Below are 19,157 nucleotides of genomic sequence, written 5' to 3' on the forward strand. Positions count from 1 at the left end.
CTGTCCTTAGCTGTCCTCGCGCAGGGAGCTGTCCTTGCGCAGGGCGTGGGCGAGAAGGTCGAGGAAGGAGCGGTTGATCAGGCTCGACTCGGCGGGCCTGAGCGGGCGCCGGGAGAGCAGCGCGGCCTGTCCGTAGAGGGCTTCGGCGCTGGTACGGGCGAGTTCCGGCTCGTCGATGGCGACGGCGGTGCGCACCAGCGGGTTGAGCTGGTTGAGGATCAGCTGCGCGCGCGGGGCCTCCTGGCGCAGGGCGCCGAGGATGTCGCCCCAGAGGCCGCCCTCCTGCTCACGGGCGAGCTGGGAGCGGGTCCGCTCGTGCCGGGCCTCGCGGCTGTCGACGAGGAGGGCGGGCGCGGAGGCGGGGTGGAAGGTGCGCAGCGCGACATCGCAGTCGAAGACCGCGAGGGCGTCGCGGGCCAGGGCGAGGTAGGCCGCGGCGGCGAGTTCGGTCTCCCGGTCGACGGGGTCGAGGTGGGCGGTGAGGGTGGCCGGGTCGAGGTCGGCGACGCTCGCCCCGGGCCGGATCTCGGGGAGCCGGTGGACCAGTTCGCGGTCGTAGGTGTAGCCGCCGTTGACGACGCCGAGCCCGGCGGCCGAGGCGATGGCCGCGACCTGGCGGAACTCCTCCACGCTCGACGTCACCAGCACCGTGCGGTGGGTGCGCGCGAACTCGTCGAGGGTGGTGTGCCCGTCGGTCGTCTCGAACGGCAGCCAGGGCAGCAGCAGCCGCAGGATCTCGTCGTCGTGCACGGCGAGCGACTTCACGGCCAGGTGGTGCGTCTGGAGGAACCGCCCGAGCAGCTCGGGGTCGCTGGCGGCGGCCCGTGCGATCCACTCCCGCAGCCGCTCGGCGAGGGCGTCGCGTACGGCGGCGAGGGTGTCGTCCTCGTACAGCGCCTCGCGGGACGCGGTCGGGCGCAGGCTCTCGGCGTCGATGACACAGCGGACGAAGAAGGCCCACTCGGGCAGGATCTCGTCGGCCTGCTCGGAGAGCAGCATCCCCTTGACGTGCACCCGGTGCCCGTGGCGCCGCCCGGCCGGCACCGCCTCGGGCAGCACACAGGCGATGCCCCTCAGCCCGACGGCCGGGAGGTCCAGCTCGATGGTGTCCAGCGGCGCGAACCCGAAGACCTCCTGCCCGTACGCCGCCAGCGCTCGGGACCGGGCACCCGGCGTCGGATACGTACGCGCCCAGGGCGCCGGCTCGGGGTTGACGGAGACCCCGGCCCCGCCCGAACCGTCGTCGAAGACGACCGGATGCCGCAGCAGCGACCCGAAGTGCCGTCCGAGCGCCTGCACCTGGGCGGGCCGGGTCCACTCGCCCGCGTCGCTGCGCGGGGTCAGCGTGACGGTGGTGCCGGGCGCGGGCCGGGCGGATGCGGGCAGGGTCCGGACGCTGTAGCTGCCGTCCCCGTGCCCGCGCCACTCCACGGCGGGGGCGTCGGGGTCGCGGGCGGACCGGCTGAGGACATGGATCTCGTCGGCGACGAGAAAACAGGACAGCAGCCCGATCCCGAACTGCCCGATGAAATCGCCGCGCTGCTCGGCGATCCCCTCGGCGCGCTTGCTGCTGCGCCCGATGGTGGCGAGGAAGGTGTGCACGTCCGCCTCGCTGAGCCCGACCCCGTCGTCCTCGACGCGCACGACGGACCCGTCGGCGTACAGCCGGATGCCGAAGGCGTCGGCCGGGGCGTCCGGTTCGAGGGCGCGCCGGGCGGTCAGCGCGTCCACGGCGTTCTGGAGCAGCTCACGCAGATAGACGCGGGGGCTGGAGTAGAGGTGGTGGGAGAGGAGATCGACGAGGCCGCGCAGATCGACTTGGAAGGCGCGGTCGGCGGGGGTCAGGGTCATGGAAGCGTCCAGGGAAGAAGATCAAGGGCAACGGGTAGGAGAGCGGGCACGGACGGAACCGGCCTACGCGGGCACGGGCCGGAGCCACCCCGCGCGGGCACGAACCGAACCGCCTGCACGGGCAGGGACCGGAACGAGCCTGCACGGACGAGAACCGGCCCGCGCGGTCACGGACCGAACCACCTGCGGGCAGTGACCGGAACCGGCCTACGCGGACACGGACCGGAACCGCCCTGCGGGGGGGGCACCGGCCCGCGGGGGCACCGGCCTCAGCCGCGACGGGCGCGCCGGTCGAACTGCTCCTCCGGCTCGGCGAAGTAGTCCCAGGGCCACTCGGTACGGGCGCCGTCGAGCGCCTGGAAGACACGGCGGACGGTGTGGCGCTCACCGGAGAGGGACAGGGCCATGGCGAACGCGTTGAAGTCGTGCTGCCACCCGGGGCTGCGCACATAGGAGGGGTGGAGGATGCTGTGCTCGGCCGCGGCCCGCAACTCCGCCCGGATCTCGTCCGTTTCGAGGCAGTCCCCGTCGTCGGACTCGACCCACTCCTCGATCCGGGCGCTGGCGATCAGACAGCCGAGCCGATGCCCCTGCGGAGCCCGCCCGAGCGCCTCGCGGGCGAAGGCCAGCGCCTCCCCCGGCTCGCCGCCCCACCGGGGCTGCAACTGCGAGAGCCAGTCGATGTGGATGTCCAGGTCCAACGGCTCCCGCCGCAGGGCGGCGTCGAACCGGGCGCGGTTCACCTCGTCCCCCAGCGACATCCCCCGCCCGGAGGCGAGCAGCCACCGCCACGGGGTGACCCACCCGCTCTCCAGCTCCACGGCGGCCAGCAACTGCTCCTCCGCGACGGCGAGCCGCTCCCCGAAGACCTGCCACTGCTCCCGCGTGACATCGACGGCCCGCGCGGCGGTACGGGCCTCCCACCCCCAGGTGACCTGGCGCGCCCCGGATATCAGCAGCGCGAGGGCCCGGTGCTCGGCGTCCCCCTCCACGGCCTGCCCGATCCACTCCTCCACCCCGCCCACGTCGGCCAGCTCACCGAGCACCCGGTGGTCCCGCCCGAGATCGAAGGGTTCGAGCCCGGCCTTGACCTGCTCCCAGTCCCCCCTCCCGGCGGCCTGCACCACCGCGAGCACCCGCCGGTCCCCGAGCGCTCGCACGCGATAGCTCTCGCCCTTCCGCCGCCGCTCCCCCGGCAGGGCATACGGATCCCGCACCGCCGCTCTCTCCCCGCCCCTGCCGAACAACTTCCCGAGCATGCCCGAGCCCTCCCCTGATACCGCGTGATCTTCGGGTGCAGCATAAGGGGGGCCTCCGACAGGGGCTCTACGGGATATTCACAGGGGCTTCACGCGGGGGCGGAGGCCTCCAGCCCCGCGAAGTCCGACAACGCCAGCGGAACCGCGGGGTCAGTGCCCACCCGGTCCGTGCCCGCCCGGCTGAAGTCCCCCCGGCTGGAGCCCCGCGTCGCGAGCGAGGAGGGCGGCCTGGACGCGGTTGCCGCAGTCGAGCTTGGTGAGGATCCGGCTGACGTACGTCTTCACCGTGGCCTCGCTCATATGCAGCCGCCGCCCCGCGTCCGCGTTGGAGAGCCCCTCCCCGAGCAACGCCAGCACCTCGCGCTCCCGGGTGGTGAGCCCGTCGAGCCGGCGCCGCGCGGCCTCCCCGCGGGTGGTGGCCCCGGGGGCGGAGAGCGCGTCCGCCACATGCCGGGTGGCCGCGGGTGAGAGGTACGCGTTGCCCGCCGCCGCGGCCCGCACCGCCTGGATCAGCTCGCCGGGCGCGGAGTCCTTCAGCAGGAACCCCGCACCGCCGTGGCCGAGCGCCCGCAGTACGTTGTCCCGCTCGCCGAAGGTGGTGAGGATCAGGGCCCGTACCTTCGGCGCGGCGCGGCCGAGCTCGACCAGCGCCGTCAGCCCGTCCATCACCGGCATCTGGATGTCCAGCAGCGCCACGTCGACCCCGCCGCCCCGGGCCTTCTCCACCGCCTCGCGGCCGTCCCCGGCCTCGGCGACCACGTCGATGTCGTCGGCCGAGGTGAGGATCGCTCTGATGCCGGCCCTGATGAGCGGCTCGTCGTCGGCGACGAGGACCCGGATCACACAGCCTCCTGCGCGGTGTCGATCATGACGTTGTCAAGGAGAACGGACGGGGTGGCCCCGCCATCATGCCCTGTACCGGCCGGCCCGCCGCACGGAGCCCGGCATCACGTCGCCTTGTACGTCTCCTTGGAGACCAGCTTCCCGTCCCGGAAGCAGAACCGGAAGACGGTGAGTTCGTCGACCCCCTGGTCGTCCTCGGAGGTGAAGTGCCGGCACGTCGCTCCCTCGGGAAGCGGGGGCCCCTGGTCCGCCAGGTCCGAGGTGAGCCACGAGTCCTCCTCGGGGAGCGTGGCCTGGACGTCCGCCTCGGCGTCCCCGACCTTCGCCTCCTCGTAGACGCTCGGCGAGATCTCCGCCTTCTTCACCTCTTCCGTCATGACGCCGATCCCCCAGACGCCCAGGCCGATGACGCCCCCGACGAGGACGACGGCGGTGACGGCGCAGCCGATGGCGACGTTCTTCCTGGTACTCATGATGGTGGTGAACTCCCTCTGTGGATCGGCCCTGTTGATGACCGTTCCACCGTCGCCCACCGCCCCCGGACGCCACTGCCCCCGAACGTCGCGAGCCGGTACGACGGAGGTCGCGCCGTACGGCCCCGCGCCCCGGGCAGCGTTTCCCGCCCCGTACCCCCCGAGGTTCCCCGACCGGCCCTCCGCCCCGCTTCCCGCCGTGCTCTCCTCCCCGTACGGCAGCATCCCCGCGATCCGGAAGCCGCCGTCCTCGGTGGGCCCGGTGTGCACCATGCCGCCGACCCGGCCGACCCGCTCGCGCAGCCCCTTCAGCCCCTGGCCGCCGCTGATCTCCGGCGGCACCTCGGGCGCCCCGCCCGGCACGGGCCCGTTGGTGACCTCCACGACCAGGCTGTCCGGTTCGTACCGCAGGGCAAGGCGTATCGGGGCGCCCGGCGCGTGCTTGTGGGCGTTGGTCAGCCCCTCCTGGACGATGCGGTACGCCTCGTGGTCGGCGGCGGGCGCCAGCGGCTGCCGGACACCGCTCCGGTCCAGCGACACCGTCGTGCCCGCGCCCCGGGACGACTCGACCAGGCCGTCGATGGCGGCAGTGGTACGGGGCGCGTACGGCACCGAGGCACCGCCGCCCGCCGACTGCTCCCGGCGCTCCCGGTGCTCCCGGTGCTCCCGGTGCTCCCGGTGCTCCCGGTAGGAAGCCTCCCCCTGATCCTCTGGATCCCCCTGCCGAGACGGATACCCCTGGTACTGCTGCTCGTTCTGGCGCTCGTTCTGCTGCTCCCAGTACTCCGCCTCATCGTGGAGCACCCCCACCGCCGCCCGCAGCTCCGCCATCGCGGTGACGGAGGCGCCCCGGAGGATCCGTACGGCCTCCTGTTGGTTCCCGGTCAGCTCCGGGTCGACCTGGAGGGCTCCCGCGTGCACGGAGATCAGGGCGAGCTGGTGGCCGAGGCTGTCGTGCATGTCATGGGCGATGCGGTTGCGCTCCAGCAACCGTGCCTCACGGGCCACCATCGCCTGCTCGCGCTGGAGTTGCTGGTTGTTCTGCCACAACGCGTCGAGCAGCCGCCTTCGTTGGTCCCGATAACGGGCGACGAGCGCCGGCACCACAGCCAGGGTGAGGAAGGCCAGGACGTTCAACCCGAGGGTGACGGGCAGTACAGACGCGGCCCCCGAGGTGACGTCGCGGTACAGGCCCGGGACGGTGTAGAGCACACCCGCGGCCCCGAACGCGGCGGCCACCCGCCAGGGTTCCGTGACCCGCCGCCCCGCCGACCAGGCGGCGCAGACCAGCAGCACGGAGGCCATGGCGTTCCACCCCCCGGCCAGCGGGGCGGAGAGGATCAGGGTGGTCGCGGGCAGCGCGTGGCGCGCGGGCACCAGCAGGGCCATCGCCCCGGCGAGGAGGACGGTCCCCGCACCGAGCGTGCCCACCCACGCGCCGAGGCCAGTGGCGAGCCCGGCGAGGGTGACGGCGAGCACCGCCTCCCCGACGATACGGGCGGGACTCCAGACCACTCCGCCGGCCAACCGCCGCCGAAGGCCCCGAACGGCGAGCCCGGCGGAACGTACCCGTCGATCTCCCACACCCGTACCCGCCCTCACATCCACATCCACTTCCCTGTCCGCATACACCGGACCGACGGTAGGACCCCCGGGAAAGAGCGCGCATCGGCCGGGCGTCGTGCCACCGTACGACGAAAGTTGACACCTTTCGTCGCCCGGGACCGCGACTTCCGGAGACTGCGCCGGGCCGGTCGCGCGGCCGACGATGGACGGACAGGAGCGGGGACACGGGGACAACGGGAGAGGTCACATGGACAGCACGGGCACGGAGTCGACTGCAGGAACGGGCACGGAGAAGGACGAGGCAGCCGTCAGCCTGACCAAGCCCACCCCAGCCCCCGCGCCGACCCCGGCCCCCACCCCCGCGGAAGTACCGGACATCCAGTCCCACGACACCTTCGTCATCAGGAAGTCACTGAGCCTCACGGCCGGCGATTACGTGGTGAGCGTGGCCCGGCCGGACGGCTCCGAGGGCGAGCCCGTCGCCTACGCACGCGAGAAGCGGCTGTCGCTCAGGGGGCAGGTGACCGTCTACACGGACGCGTCCAGGAAGTCCGTCCTCGCCTCCTTCAAGGGCCGCGACCACGAAGTGGGCTACATGTACGACGTGCGGGACGCTTCGGGCCAGGCCTTCGGGTCGTTCCACGAGGACGCGGGCGCGTCTCTCCTCCGCAGAACATGGCAGGTGCGGCAGCCGGGGACGATGAACCTGACCGGCCGCGAGCGCAGCCGGGTGGCGGCCTTCGTTCGGTTCGTCTGGGAGTTCGTGCCGTACCTCGAATACGTGCCGTTCATCTGGCCGTACCGCTTCAAGTACACCGAGAGCGGCAAGCCGCTGATGACCATCACCAAGAAGCTGGGGCTGCACACCCGGTACGTACTGGAGATCCTCGCACCCGACATCGACCGCCGCCTCGCCATCGCCCACGCGCTGGCTCTGGACGCCCTGGAAGTGGACTGACGCGCCGCACCGCTGCGCTTGCGTCGACCTCAGGTGTTCGATTGACCCATGTCCCAAGGCCAGCAAAAGAGAAAAACCCCAGGCCACGAGCTACGTGACCTGGGGTTTCACTGAGCCGCCTTCGGGATTCGAACCCGAGACCTACGCATTACGAGGGCTTGCAAGATCGTCCCGGCTGGTGCCGAGCGGTGCCGCTCAATCCCGTTTCCGCTGATCAGGGGCTTGCGATCTCGATCGGCATGACGCCCAGTCCAGCGTGTGCCGCCCCGTCCGCTCACGCAGCGCTCACGCAAGAGCGGTCGGCACTGCTCCGTGACTTCGACACGGGAATGGATATTGAGCGCTGAGGGCGTCTACGGGCCCGACCCAGTTCCTGCGGCTCACGGGCCTGTGGAACGTCACGGAATTGCATGACCGTCGACACAGCCCGCAAGCGAGCTACCACCGCCCCTGCGGAGCCGGCCCGCCGGAAACCCGTTGTGTCCCGGTGGCCGAGGGCGTGGATGACACGAAAGCGTGAGGCAGCCGACAGCGGATCCTGCGGCCCGTCCTGGACCTCATATGGATCTCAAGGCTGTTCAGGTGTGATCGCGGTCCAGCACACCACATGGATGTCATCAAGATCGATCGCGGGCCGGAGTGGCGGCGGCTCGGGCGGAGTCAGCCCGTGCCGGTCCGCGATCTCCGCGAGCGCCTGGACTTTGCCTGCGGCTGTGATTTCCTGGCTGGTGAGGGCGTTCCGGACTTCGCGCTGGACACGGACTGAGTACGGGGCGTTAAGACGGGCTGAGAGTGTGTCCTGTTCATCACCGAGGAACTGGCCGTGTTCCCGGACAAACGCGGCAGCGTCACGCATGACTTTGGGTACCTGGGGCTCGAAGTTGGCCGGGTCGGCCTGGAAGTCCCACCGGTTCTTTATGTGCTTCCGTACGGCGGACCATGCTTCGAACGCCGCAGCGTACATCCGCTCGGTCAACAGCGCCGGGCAGGTGTCTGTCTGCGGGTCGGCATGGGCGAGACAGGCGAGAGTGTCGTCGATGACCACCGGCTCGCTGTCCGGGCCGCTGGTCTGAGGGGTCAGGTCGTCGTTGAGGGGAACATACCGGTACCAGGGCTTCGGGTGGTTTCCGATACGGGCACAGAACACGAAGCCTGGGCTGGCTCCCTCCCGGTGAAAGCCCGTGCCGGACCCCCAGGGCAAGCCCCGAACCCGGTTCTCGGTAGCGTTGTTCTGGAACGCGTTCGCCAGCCGCCGGCGGTATTCCTCGCCGGAGAGCGCAGCGTTTCCTCCGTCGTTGAACAGGACGGCTTCCTCGCGGCGGATCTGCTCAATCCGTTCGCGGGTCTCGGCAATGTTGTGCTCCACTGCCTCGATGCCGGGCAGCACCTCGCCGACGCCGACGGACGCGGCGGCCTGTTTCAGCTTGCGCTGGAGGCGTTCCTCCAGGCGAAGGATCTCATCGAGGTCTTTGTCGGGGAAGAACGCCCGCATGTAGATCTCTTTGTGCGGGGATCCGATGCGGTCGATGCGGCCGTGCCGCTGCACGAGCCTCATCGGGTTCCACGGCAGGTCGTAGTTGATGATGTGCCGGGCCTGTTGGAGGTTGACGCCTTCGGCGAGCACATCGGTGGTCACGATCAAGTCGTATATGTCATCCTCGACGCCGGTACCCGCGGTTTTGGGGGCGAAGCCCATGATGATGTCGGAGCGGTGGTCACGGTCTGGGCCCGACACGGTGGCCATACGGCCTCGGTAGGCAGCCAGCCGCAGATCGTCGGCAAGCGCGTCGCGGATCGCACCGCCCAGGTAGTCGGCGGTGTCGGCGTAATAGGTGAACACCAGTACCTTCCGCTTGTTGCGGGTGTCCTCCTCTCCGATCCCTTCGGCAGCGGCATCCTTCGCGATGGAGGCGAGTTCCTCGACAAGAGCCTCGACCTTTGGATCGTTGCCTGTGTGCACGGCACGTACACGGTCTCGGAAGGTCTCCAATAGGTCCCGGTCCGCCTCGACTGCCTCCCGCAGGGCCTTCACGTTGAATTCCGAGGTTCGCGCGACGTTCTCAGCATTTTTCTCATCCAGTGACGCGATCCAGTCTTCAACCTCCTCGCCCGAGAGACCGACCCACTCGCGCAAGGGGTCTCCAGTGAGGACCAGACCGGAGTCCAGGGCGCTGAGGAAGGTGTTGTGCGAGGCGATCATTTTGGTGACGGTCTGTTCGAACGCGTAGGAGGACGACTCAAACCTCTTGAGGAGGTTCGAGCGAATCAGCCCGGCGTTCTGCGCCTGGTACTGCTCGGTCTCCCCATGCCAGTGGAACCGGGAGGGAACATAGCGGGCCATGGTGAGGACTTCGCCGGGCTCCTCCAGGATGACGCCGACCGCCGGCGACGTGGCCAGGGTCTCCTCGGCTATCTCCGCGCCGAGTGCGACAGCCAGATCGTGGAATACCCCGGGCAGAATCCTGTCAAGGTTGTAGTCCACCCGCACTACGCGGCATGTGGGGAACCGGACTTCCTGCACCTGGTCACCGACCACGATCCTTTCCCGGACGTAGTGGTTTTTGACGAATCGCCGGGTACGGCGGACGGCTATTTCGTCCAGCACGTCGAACAGGTGTTCCGGAGACAGGGCGTCGGGGTTCATCTCCATGGCACGCTTGAAATAGTCGCGCAGGCTGGGGATGCCCACGTCGCTGAATGCGGCGTCGTTCGGCGTGAAGTAGGCGATGAGGTTGTAGAGGTCTTCCAGGCTGTTGTTCACCGGTGTCGCGGTCAGCAGCACCAGGTCTTTGGGGACCGAGCCGGCGAGCACCTGCCGCAGCGCCTCGGCACGCTGTGTCTTGCTGTTACGCAGCGCGTGGGCCTCGTCCACGACCACCATGGCGTACTCGTCGAAAGCCTGAAGGTGGGCTGCTCGGGCTCCGGCGTCCTCGACACCGGCGACCAGCTGCTCGTACGACCGAACGTCGGCGCGCAGGTTCTTCTCCCGCAGGAACGGCTCCCACGTAGAGTCCCGCAGCGTCGCCGGTGCGATGATCAGGACCTTCTGACGGCGGTCGAAGACCGCCTCGTGGATCATCTCACCGGCTACGTACGTCTTGCCGAGACCGACCTCATCAGCGATGAGGACGCCCTTGCGGCGGGCCAGGATGCGTCGGGCGCGCCATACCCCGTCCGCCTGGAACCCGGTCAGCCCCAGCCGGGATGTGGCGTTGTCCTCCTCTTCCAGGTCCGCGCCGTACAGCTCGAACAGCATGCGCAGGAACACATCCCACGGCTGGTGCGGGAACCAGCGCGCCTCATACAGGGCGGCCAGGTCGTAGGGCTTGGCAGCATCCCAGTGCTCGTTGAACCACTCGATCACCTGCCGCACCGTGCCCGGCTGGTATTGGCCGAGGTTGAGCTCCTTGTTCTTGGCCAGCCCCGCATAGGTGAAGTTCGAGGACCCGGCGATCACCCCAGTGGCATCGGTCTCCACGATGAATGCCTTGCCGTGCAGGAACTCGGCCTCGTACCTGCGGATCTCTACGTTCGGGTTGCCGCGCAGCCAGTCCACCAGCCGCCGGGCCTGCGCATCAGCGTTGCGGGTGAACCCCAGAAGGTCTCGGTCCTCCTCCATCGACCTGTGGTGGCCTTCTAACGCCTGTACGACCTCCGGTGACGGGCCGCGGCGACGCCGACGAGGTTTCTGCCCCAGTGCGCTCACGCGGGCCCGCTCCCCTTCCGGTGACGGCTCGGCACCGAGCAGCAGCCTCACGCCCCCGGCCTGCTCCAGTTCGCTGGCAAGGAGCGCGAACCCACTCGGATTGAAATACGCAGTCGCGATCGCCAGCCGCGGAGGGACCTTAAGCCGTGCACGCAAGCCCCCCAGCAGCGCGTTGATCGCGTCGGCGACCCGTTCGCCACCCGCACGGTTGGTCGCGAACTCCGACCGGTAACCAGAACTGGGCTCCATCACGCTCCCACCTGGGCCTGCCAGCGGTCGTAGTAGGTCAACACCGCGGCCAGGCGTTCTCGAGAGTCCCAGGTGCGGTGGAAGGTGGCGAAGATGTGGGAGACCTCTTCCCGGTCGAGGCCGTACAGCAGGGCGACGACGGCATCGAGTTCGGCCATCAGATCGTTCTTGGTTTCCTCGTCGGTGACGGATCCGACGGGAACGCCGACCCTGCCGGCCCAGTCGGTGTAGCGACCGTCCACCGCGGCCAGTCGACCGGCGGTCTGCACAACCCGCTCTCGTAGTACGGAATCGGGTTCGGGCCGGGGGATGGGAAGACTGTTGAGGATGTGGAAGTTCAGATGAGTCTCGACGATGGTTCGGGCGAGCCAGTCCAAGGGGATGCTGGACAGCACGCCAAGCAGGTATGCCTCATCCCGCTCATCCCCTCGGGGAAAGAGCAGGTAGGGCGCTTGATTCGTGGCGACCACGTTCCCTGGCACGAGTGCGACCCGCACCGTGCGGCTGTCATTGGAGCGAGTGATGTCACGCAGCATGATCCGCGGGCGCAGGCACGGTAGCGTCCCCGCGTCCCGGATGACCGCAGGGGCGAACTCCGTGAAGGCGGACCTGGTGGTCCGCGCCTGGCGTAGCCTGCGGGACTGCAGCTCCTTCGTGACGTGGGCGGGGTCGGCCCAGCCGTAATAGGTCCCGGTGTCGGGGCTCCACAGGTCGAAGGACGCGCCTTTGTATACGGGCCACCCCGACGGGTTGGCGAGGTCGACGGAGAAGTGCCCTTTCTTCTTGTCGCTCGTCGCGTGGAACTCGGTGACAGGGCGGGCACGCCATGTCCCACTCGTGTCGTCCAGGCGCGACTGTCGGCGCATCTCGGCGAAGACGCGGAGCGCTGCGGCATCGGGGATGGCGGGGAAGGCAGCCCACTCCGACCAGGACAGGAAGCTGTCGGTGGCGACCTCGACCCGGCCTTCTGCCGTACGGGAGCGGTAGTCCCTCAGCGACACGAACGGGCCGCTCATCCGAAGACGTCCCGCATGGCCCGAGCCCTTGCGGATGCCGACGAGCCCGATCGTGTACTGCGGATGTACTTCGTCGAAGACCCATTCCGCCGAATTGCGCAGCAGGGTCACGTCGTTGAAGGTGCCCTCACTCAAGACCTTCTCGCGCCACTCGGCGCTGCCGACCGCGCTCAGAGCGCTGCGGGGGAGGACCACACCAGCGGCTCCGTCCGAGCGGAGAGTCTGCCAAATCCTCCAGGTGAACGCTTTGTAGAGGTCCGGGTCGCCTTTCCCGATGCCTGGAAACGGCCCGCGCAGCAAGGCTTGCCGCAGCAGGGCCGCGGCGCTGACCTCGGCCTCGTACTCAGCGGCCAGATCCAGTCGGTCGCGCTCCAATGCGGCGATCTTCTCCGCCTGCGCTTTCGCAGGAAGACTCTTCAGGCCGGGGAACCGCAAAGCCCAGAAGCCCAGCTTCTCAACGGTGACTTCCTCCCACGGCGGGTTTCCCAGCAGTACGTCGAAGCCCGGACGATCACGAAGGAACACCTCGGGGAACAGCACCGGGAAGTACGCGGCGTTGAGGTTTCGCACCTCTTCCCGCACGTACTCGGTGGAGGCCGCGGCGACGGCCTGCTCCGGTTCGGGCTGCCACTTGACGAGTCCCAGCCGAATGGCCACGGCCGCGTCGAACAGGGCCGTGACACGGCCAGCGGCTGCCATCGCCTCGGCGTGTGCGGCCTTTGCGTCCTTTACTTCCTGCTTGTTCGCCTCGCTGGTGCGGGCGACACGCACCAGCAGGTCACGCGCTGGGGAAAGCTGGGACCGGATCCGGTCCTCAAGGAGGCTGATCGTGCCGTCTCCGCTTGCTGGGTCGAGAACCTCGATGACCTCCTCGATGGTGGCCATGCCTGTCAGGCTGTTCCCGACGACGAGCCCGTGATCGAGGCTGCTCATCGGCAGACCGGGCACGAAGGTGTGAATCCACACCGCGAGACGCGCGAGCTCAACTGCCATGCGGTTGATGTCCAAGCCGTAGACGCAGCGGCGGGCGATCTGCCGGCGCAGGAGCGCGGACGGCTCAACCTCAATGTCGGCGGAGTTGGATCCCAGGGCGGCCCTGGCCGCATCCGCGAGGCGGTGCAGCTCGTCGTTGACTGCCGGGATCGGATGGAGGGTGAGGAAGACGGAGAACTGGTTCTCGATCCGGTCGATGGCAGCGACTAGGAAATGCCCCGACCCCATCGCGAGATCGGCGACACGGAAGTCGAAAAACGTCTCTGCCGCTGCCGCCTCGTCCCCGGCATCCAGCAGGGCCTTGACCATGGCCAGGTGATCGGTGAGCACCGGCGTCAAAGCGGTGTCGAGCAGGTGCTCGACCGCGAAGGCTTTGGTGAAGTAGGAGCCAGTGGACTTGCGTGTCCCGGAGGCGTTGTGGAAATAGACGTCGCCTGCGGCGACAACGACCGTATCGGTCTTCTTGGCCGGGACGTACGCCTCTGTCTTCGGGTCAACGGCGAGCGGGCCGGGAGCGATCGAGAGAGAGGACTCCAGCAGTCCCTCGTAGATGGTGCCGAACTCCCGTACGGACAGAGATCGGAAGTCCACGGGCCCGACCGACCCGTCCTCGCCTGTGTCGATGAGCAGGGCGCGCAGTGCGGGCCCGATCTCATCGTCGGTCAGCCGCAGGTCTGCGATGGCCCGGCCGGCGGAGTGGACGTCGTCGGAGGCGAACAGGCCACCGTTGTAGGCCGGAACACCCCATGGGGTGTTTCCGTCATCGATGGCCCGCCAGACGGCGAGAAGGTCGTCCCACCGACCGGTCGCGACAGCGTTGAACTCCTGCTCCGGCTTCTCGGCGAACTCCCGCGCGAGAGTCTTGAGGGCTTTCGCGGTGTAGCAAGGATTACGCAGGTAGGGCAGCAGGCCGCGGTCTTCGGCATAGGCGGTGAACAGAAGCCGGAACAGGATGATCAGCGTTCGATGGTACGCCTCGGCTAGCTCGGCCTCGTCGGCGGCTCCCCTATGCCGGGCGACTGCGGTGGCCAGCTGCGGCACCACGTCCTTGTACACGCGCTCCCGAAGGCGCCTGCCCAGCGCTGCGGCGTGGTCGGCGGAGGTTTCCAGGATCTGGGGAACGCTGCCGTCGTCGGTCAGAGCGGCAGCGGAGAACAGCAGGGGCAGGTAGGCGGCATCCGCTTCGGCCAGGAGCGCCAGGTCAATTTCGACGAAGGTCTCGGCCTGGCCCTTGCGGCCGACACCGATATCAGGGTTGGCCGAGTAGAGACGGATCTGGGTGTCCCGGCTGATCACCAGCCACGGAAGCCCCTGCTCCTGCGCTATGGCCAGGCCCAACGCCACGGGGGAGACCGCTCCGAGGCGGGCGGTGGGACGGTCGAACATCTCCTGCTCGTTCAGCAGGACGCCCACTGCCCTCCGATCGTTTCCGGCCGAGAGGATCATTGCGGTGGATCCGTGCGGGGTGGTCGAGTAGCCGAGCCCGTGGATGAGTTCGGCGCCCCGCTGCCGCAACAGCGGCACTCCCTTCATCTGCGCGTTTGCCCAGTCGGCGCGGATGGGGACACCGTGGCGCAGTTCGTGGGCGGCGAACAGACCAGAGTTGAAAAGGCCCGGGACCATCTGGTCTTTGAGCCCCGCAAGCAGGCGGTGCAGGGTGCGTTCCGCGTTCGCCGAGTCGGGAGCCTCCAGGGATGCGGTACAGATACGTTCTACCTGATCAAGGTTCAGGTCGGGCAGGACGGCCGGGTCGTCCTTGGTTCCGCAGACGGCTGCCTTCCAGGTGCCGTCATCGAGGTAGCCGACGACCAAGACGACCGGGGCGGCCCGGCGATTCCACCGCAGGGCCCACAGACGGCGGACATCGTCTACACGGGGCCGGGTGACCGCTGAGGCGATGGCGACTTCGAAGGCTTGGGGTCCTTCGGCAATCAAGACTCGTTCCGCAGCCAGTGATTCCGGTGCACCGTCCGGCTGATTCCAGGATATTTCGTGGGCTTCCGCCTCGCCGAGGAAGTCCTCGATGCCTGCCTGGGTCAACACGTCCCCCTATGACGGAACCTCAGAAGTGCTTCAAGCAGCGGTTCTTGTCTCAAGATTAGTATGAAAAACTGATCTTACTCGGCTCCATGATTGTGCCCTGCGCGCCTGTTGCCCTGCTCTAGCCTTGATCTGCATGAGGGCCCGTCAGCTTGCTGACTGGAACCTTTTCTGCTCGTTCAGGGCGGGGATTTCTTCTTGTGGGCAGGCTGATGGCCCCGCTGTCGCGCCGCCGGGGACGCCGGGTTCCACGGCTCGGGGGTGTGCTTGCTGCCCGTATGGGCGGGACGCTGCTGGTCAACAGGGGTTTGGGAGGGCATCGAGCCGCGAGCGCGCTGGTGATCACGTCGGTCCACGGCCAGTGGTGTGCCAGGCGGAGGATGTGGCAGCGGCCGGTGGTGACGAGCTGGGCCGTGGTGGAGAACAGCCGCGGGCGCAGGCGGCGAGGCTCCCAGAGCCGGGCTTTGCCGGTCAGGGCGAGGAGGGGCATCCAGGCAAGGAGGTCGAGTGCGAGGGAGACGATCTCCAGCAGAATCCGGTTCTGGGTGGTGTCGTGGAGGGGCAGACATCCGGTGCGGTTGATCTGTCAAACGGCAGTGGCGAGTTGTCGGTCCGCTGATGCGGGGAAGGCAGTCGCTTCGTCGTAGCGGATGCATTTGGTCAGGCAGCCGTGGAGGCAACCGACCATGCGGTTGAAGAGGTTGCGTTGGCAGCGGTGTGGCGGTCGCCCTCGTTGCGTCGCCGGTCGTAGTGGTCCTTGGCGCCGGGTGAGGCGGTCAAGGCGGAGAAGGCCCATACGTAACCGACGGAGGCCAGGCGCTGGTTCTTGATCCAGCGAGCCATGACCGCGATGCTCTTGCCGGACGCTCGGGTGGCTGGTGCGGCCCTTCGACCCGCCCCGCAGCCCCGAGCACACTGCTGACCGGCGCGCATTAGGGTGCAGGATGTGCAGCACCCTCTGGTTCTCTTCGATCTCGACAACACCCTCGTGGACCGGCGGGGAACGCTCGCCGGCTGGGCCGCAGAGTTCACCGCCCAGCACGGCCTGGGAGACGAAGAACAGGCGAATGTCCTAGACATGGTGTCCGAGCGGGCCTATCCGTCTACCTTCGACGTGATCCGCGCTCGGTACCGGCTGCCCGTGTCGACTCCGGAGTTGTGGCACACGTACTGCACTGACATCGCGGCCTTGGTGTCGTGCCAGGCGGGGGTCCTCGACGGCTTGGACGAGTTGCGTGCGGTCGGCTGGCGGGTGGGGGTGGCGACCAACGGTGCGGTGGACATCCAGCGCGCCAAGCTGCGGGCCACTGGTATCTCCGAGCGCGTGGACGGCGTCTTCGTCTCCGAGGAGGCTGACGCGCGCAAGCCGCAGACCCGGCACTTCGCCCTGGCGGCGTCCCGCTGCGGCACCGTACTGGGCGACGGTGGCTGGATGGTCGGGGACAACCCGGTCAACGACATCGGCGGCGGACGCTCCGCAGGACTGCGCACCATCTGGATCGGCAACGGCCGTTCCTGGCCGCCGGACGATCCCAGGCCGGACCACGTGGTTCCGCATGCACGCGCCGCCATCGACCTGCTGCTTTTGCACCCCGTCGACCACACAAGGACCGCGGCATGACGAGCACCATTGGGCTGTTGCACCCCGGCAGTATGGGCTCCGCTTTCGGCGCCCAGCTGCACGCGAGAGGCCACATCGTGCTGTGGTGCCCCGACGGACGCAGCGACGCAACCCGCCGCCGGGCCGAGGGCGCGGGCCTCGAAGCCGCGGCGCTGTCCGAGCTTGTCTCCCGGTCCGATGTGCTGCTCTCCCTGTGCCCTCCCGCCGCAGCGGAGGACACCGCCGGCCAGGTAGCCGAGCTCGGCATGTCCGAAGCGGGCACGATCTATGTCGACGCGAACGCCGTCTCGCCGTCGCGCGTGATGAATATCGCCGATCGCCTGGCCCCGATGCCGGTCATCGACGCAGCGGTGGTCGGATCGCCTCCGGTGGGCGGCAAGTCCCCGACGCTCTACCTTTCCGGCGCCGTCGAACAGACCGACCGGATCGGCGAGCTTTTCGCCGGCACCGACGTGCACACCCACGTCCTGGGCGACTGCATCGGCAAAGCTTCCGCACTCAAGCTCGCGTACTCCAGCTACCAGAAGGTCTCCCGGGTGCTGGCTGCCGTGGCCTACGGGGCGGCGGACACGTACGGGGTCGCGGACGAGCTGCTGCTGATCGCGGCCAAGCGCACCCGCAGCTACCTCGTGGAGACCGACTACATCCCCAAGACCGCTTCTCGTGCCTGGCGTTGGGGCCCTGAGCTTGAGGACGCGGCGGCCCTTCTCGCCGACGCCGGGTTGCCGGACTCCCTTATGCACGCGGCTGCCGCGACGCTTGCCCGGTGGGACGGGAACAGAGACGAGCGGCTGGATATCGCTGAGGCCCTGGAAGCTCTGCGCCTTGAGCGGGACCCGGACAACCCGAGTTGAGCAGGTCGCATCCGCGCGGGCGCTGACGTCCTGGCTGTCAGGAGCGAGGGGGCGTGGTGCGGACGATGTCGTCGATCCTCTGTGCGGTTTCATGGGGTGCCGTCGCGTCCGTCTCCACGCGCAGTTCCCATTGGGCTCGCGGGTGAGCCGCAAGGTCGGCCTGAGTGGCGTCCCAGGCGGCCAGCCGGGCCGCCGTGTCGGTGTCACCGCGCTGTGGTGAGCGGCGAGCGGTGGTCTCCTTGGAGCACCACAGAAGAACGCGCACCCAGCGCGCCGGGGAGAGGGCGGTCACCTGCTCCATCCCCGCCATCTGGCCGAGGTGGACGACGGGGGTCTTGCCGCCCTCCATGGCCTGGTCGAGGCCGGGACGGTCGACGACGTAGATGTTGCCGTACCGGTCGTTGCGGTAGATGACGTCGCCGCGTGCCTCTAGGGCGGTCAGCTGCTCTGGCGTACCCATCCGGTAGCCCTGAGTCTTCCCGGTCCCGATCTTCAGCCGGGTGAACAGCACATATCGCTCGTCGAGTTCGGCGAGCGCCGCCGTGATCGTGTCCTTACCCGCCGCCGGCGGCCCGTACAACAGGATGCCCTGCCTCACTGGAACACCGTCCCGAAGACCTGGCGCACCTGGTCCGTGAGCGATATCGCGGAGCCGAGCCGGTTGTCGACAACCAAGTGCGGCACGACGGGCCGCAGCTCAAGATCGATCCCGGCGGCGTACGTGTCCCAGTTCTGGAGTTTCCAGCTGTCCCGCGCTGCGGACCGGAAGCCGATGTACTCGTGCATCGTGTCGAGGTCGCACTGAATCCAGACGACGGCCACGGAGACGCCGCGGGCTTCGCAGCGGTTGATCAGGCGCCGCATCCACCGAGGGTCTGTGGTCTCGGCGATGAAGGGCGCGGAGAGGACGGTGCTGATCGCGCAGTCGACGTTCGCGTACGCGGTCTCCAGCAGGCACTGGTACTCCAGCGGGCGGACCTTCTCCCGGTAGAGGTCGGTGTGCCGGTCGTTGGGCTCGCTGCCCATTTCAACAAGGAGGCGCTCGACGAGCGGGCGCGTGATCGGGTCCTTGTCGAGGACGGGCCATCCAGTGAGTTGCGATACGAAGCGGGCAAACTCCGACTTCCCGCTGCCCGCGTAGCCTCCGACCATCATCAGCGTCGGCCGGTTCGGATCGCCGCCGGTGTGACGCCGCTTCCAAGCGTCGAGGATTCGCTGCTGGACGCCCACGCCGTCGGCGTCCTCCGCGCTCGGCGCCAGCTGGTGCAACGCCCGTTCCACGGCCAGGACGTGGGCGCCGTTCTGCGGTTCGCTCGACGCGGTGAACTTGAGCTTCGTGGCCTCGTCGGGCAGAGCGTTACGGAAGCCGAGCTCGGGCTCGGTCGCGCGGTACAGAAGGCAGTACGCGCGACGGTAGTGCGGTCCGGGATAGACCTCTCCCTGCTCGTGCTGCCACAGCGTCTGAAAGTTGGCCGCCGGCACCGTGAGCCCCGCGGCCCGGGCCACCTCGCGCAGTTGCTCACCCGCGCCTTCGAGGGTCAGGCCGTGAGCTTCGCGTTGTTGTCTCAACTTGTCCGGGCGCCACCCCGGGCGACTCTTACTCACCGCGCCTACCGCCTGCCCATCCCTGGTCATGATCCGGAGCCTAAGTCTGCCTGTCATGAACCCGTGTGTAAGCGGATGTTGAAAAGTCAGGTCGTCCGGCCATGAGCTGCTGATGAGCAGCTT

At 68.7% G+C, this 19,157-nt stretch carries 11 protein-coding genes and 2 pseudogenes; 3 read left to right on the top strand and 10 right to left on the bottom strand.

Annotation, left to right across the window (positions count from 1 at the left end; translation table 11 throughout):
* Nucleotides 1-6: 6 nt before the first annotated feature.
* From ACQ9ZG_RS14380 to ACQ9ZG_RS14395, 4 genes are all read right to left on the bottom strand, one after another.
* On the bottom strand, nucleotides 7-1,851 hold the full coding sequence (locus ACQ9ZG_RS14380) for an HSP90 family protein (protein WP_109916203.1): 1,845 nt from the start codon (nucleotides 1,849-1,851) through the stop codon (nucleotides 7-9).
* Between the two features lie 269 nt (nucleotides 1,852-2,120).
* Nucleotides 2,121-3,110, bottom strand: a complete 990-nt coding sequence (locus ACQ9ZG_RS14385) for a hypothetical protein (protein ID WP_109916202.1) — start codon at nucleotides 3,108-3,110, stop codon at nucleotides 2,121-2,123.
* A gap of 150 nt (nucleotides 3,111-3,260) precedes the next feature.
* Entirely contained in the window at nucleotides 3,261-3,953 is a 693-nt protein-coding gene (locus ACQ9ZG_RS14390; protein ID WP_099218452.1) for a response regulator, read from the bottom strand.
* A gap of 104 nt (nucleotides 3,954-4,057) precedes the next feature.
* Nucleotides 4,058-5,941, bottom strand: a complete 1,884-nt coding sequence (locus ACQ9ZG_RS14395; RefSeq protein ID WP_109916201.1) for a sensor histidine kinase — start codon at nucleotides 5,939-5,941, stop codon at nucleotides 4,058-4,060.
* A gap of 298 nt (nucleotides 5,942-6,239) precedes the next feature.
* Between ACQ9ZG_RS14395 and ACQ9ZG_RS14400 the strand changes: the two genes are divergently transcribed.
* Nucleotides 6,240-6,950, top strand: coding sequence for an LURP-one-related family protein (locus tag ACQ9ZG_RS14400; RefSeq protein WP_109916200.1), 711 nt, complete (start codon nucleotides 6,240-6,242; stop codon nucleotides 6,948-6,950).
* A 568-nt stretch (nucleotides 6,951-7,518) separates the two neighbouring features.
* Here ACQ9ZG_RS14400 and ACQ9ZG_RS14405 read toward each other — a convergent pair.
* From ACQ9ZG_RS14405 to ACQ9ZG_RS14420, 4 genes and pseudogenes are all read right to left on the bottom strand, one after another.
* Nucleotides 7,519-10,905, bottom strand: a complete 3,387-nt coding sequence (locus ACQ9ZG_RS14405) for a helicase-related protein (protein WP_109916199.1) — start codon at nucleotides 10,903-10,905, stop codon at nucleotides 7,519-7,521.
* Nucleotides 10,905-14,954: an Eco57I restriction-modification methylase domain-containing protein gene (locus ACQ9ZG_RS14410; protein ID WP_109916209.1), complete on the bottom strand. Its 4,050-nt coding sequence runs from the start codon at nucleotides 14,952-14,954 to the stop codon at nucleotides 10,905-10,907. Before ACQ9ZG_RS14410 ends, ACQ9ZG_RS14405 begins: the two co-directional genes overlap by 1 nt.
* 297 nt (nucleotides 14,955-15,251) lie before the next feature.
* A pseudogene (locus tag ACQ9ZG_RS14415) lies at nucleotides 15,252-15,519 on the bottom strand (transposase); the annotation flags it as partial.
* Between the two features lie 21 nt (nucleotides 15,520-15,540).
* Nucleotides 15,541-15,839, bottom strand: a pseudogene (locus ACQ9ZG_RS14420) (IS110 family transposase); the annotation flags it as partial.
* A gap of 61 nt (nucleotides 15,840-15,900) precedes the next feature.
* Between ACQ9ZG_RS14420 and ACQ9ZG_RS14425 the strand changes: the two are divergent.
* Together ACQ9ZG_RS14425 and ACQ9ZG_RS14430 are read left to right on the top strand one after the other, a co-directional pair.
* Nucleotides 15,901-16,575 carry an HAD family hydrolase gene (locus ACQ9ZG_RS14425; protein ID WP_109916198.1) on the top strand — a complete coding sequence of 225 codons (675 nt, stop codon included), beginning with the start codon at nucleotides 15,901-15,903 and terminating at the stop codon, nucleotides 16,573-16,575.
* Complete coding sequence (locus ACQ9ZG_RS14430) at nucleotides 16,572-17,429, top strand: NAD(P)-dependent oxidoreductase (RefSeq protein ID WP_109916197.1); 858 nt, start codon at nucleotides 16,572-16,574, stop codon at nucleotides 17,427-17,429. Before ACQ9ZG_RS14425 ends, ACQ9ZG_RS14430 begins: the two co-directional genes overlap by 4 nt.
* A 37-nt stretch (nucleotides 17,430-17,466) precedes the next feature.
* On the opposite strand, the gene ACQ9ZG_RS14435 is transcribed toward ACQ9ZG_RS14430, so the two are convergent.
* Nucleotides 17,467-18,027 carry a phosphotransferase-like protein gene (locus ACQ9ZG_RS14435; RefSeq protein ID WP_109916196.1) on the bottom strand — a complete coding sequence of 187 codons (561 nt, stop codon included), beginning with the start codon at nucleotides 18,025-18,027 and terminating at the stop codon, nucleotides 17,467-17,469.
* Complete coding sequence (locus ACQ9ZG_RS14440; protein ID WP_109916208.1) at nucleotides 18,024-19,064, bottom strand: AAA family ATPase; 1,041 nt, start codon at nucleotides 19,062-19,064, stop codon at nucleotides 18,024-18,026. The genes ACQ9ZG_RS14435 and ACQ9ZG_RS14440 overlap by 4 nt, the downstream gene beginning before the upstream one ends.
* Nucleotides 19,065-19,157: the final 93 nt, after the last annotated feature.

The sequence above is a fragment of the Streptomyces araujoniae genome (assembly GCF_050871195.1).
Taxonomy (GTDB): Bacteria; Actinomycetota; Actinomycetes; order Streptomycetales; family Streptomycetaceae; genus Streptomyces; species Streptomyces bacillaris.

Excerpts from the sequence above, each read along its gene's own strand:
- ACQ9ZG_RS14380 (WP_109916203.1), bottom strand. The coding sequence starts at position 1,851 with ATGACCCTGACCCCCGCCGACCGCGCCTTCCAAGTCGATCTGCGCGGC.
- ACQ9ZG_RS14385 (WP_109916202.1), bottom strand. The coding sequence starts at position 3,110 with ATGCTCGGGAAGTTGTTCGGCAGGGGCGGGGAGAGAGCGGCGGTGCGG.
- ACQ9ZG_RS14400 (WP_109916200.1), top strand. The coding sequence starts at position 6,240 with ATGGACAGCACGGGCACGGAGTCGACTGCAGGAACGGGCACGGAGAAG.
- ACQ9ZG_RS14405 (WP_109916199.1), bottom strand. The coding sequence starts at position 10,905 with ATGGAGCCCAGTTCTGGTTACCGGTCGGAGTTCGCGACCAACCGTGCG.
- ACQ9ZG_RS14430 (WP_109916197.1), top strand. The coding sequence starts at position 16,572 with ATGACGAGCACCATTGGGCTGTTGCACCCCGGCAGTATGGGCTCCGCT.
- ACQ9ZG_RS14440 (WP_109916208.1), bottom strand. The coding sequence starts at position 19,064 with ATGACCAGGGATGGGCAGGCGGTAGGCGCGGTGAGTAAGAGTCGCCCG.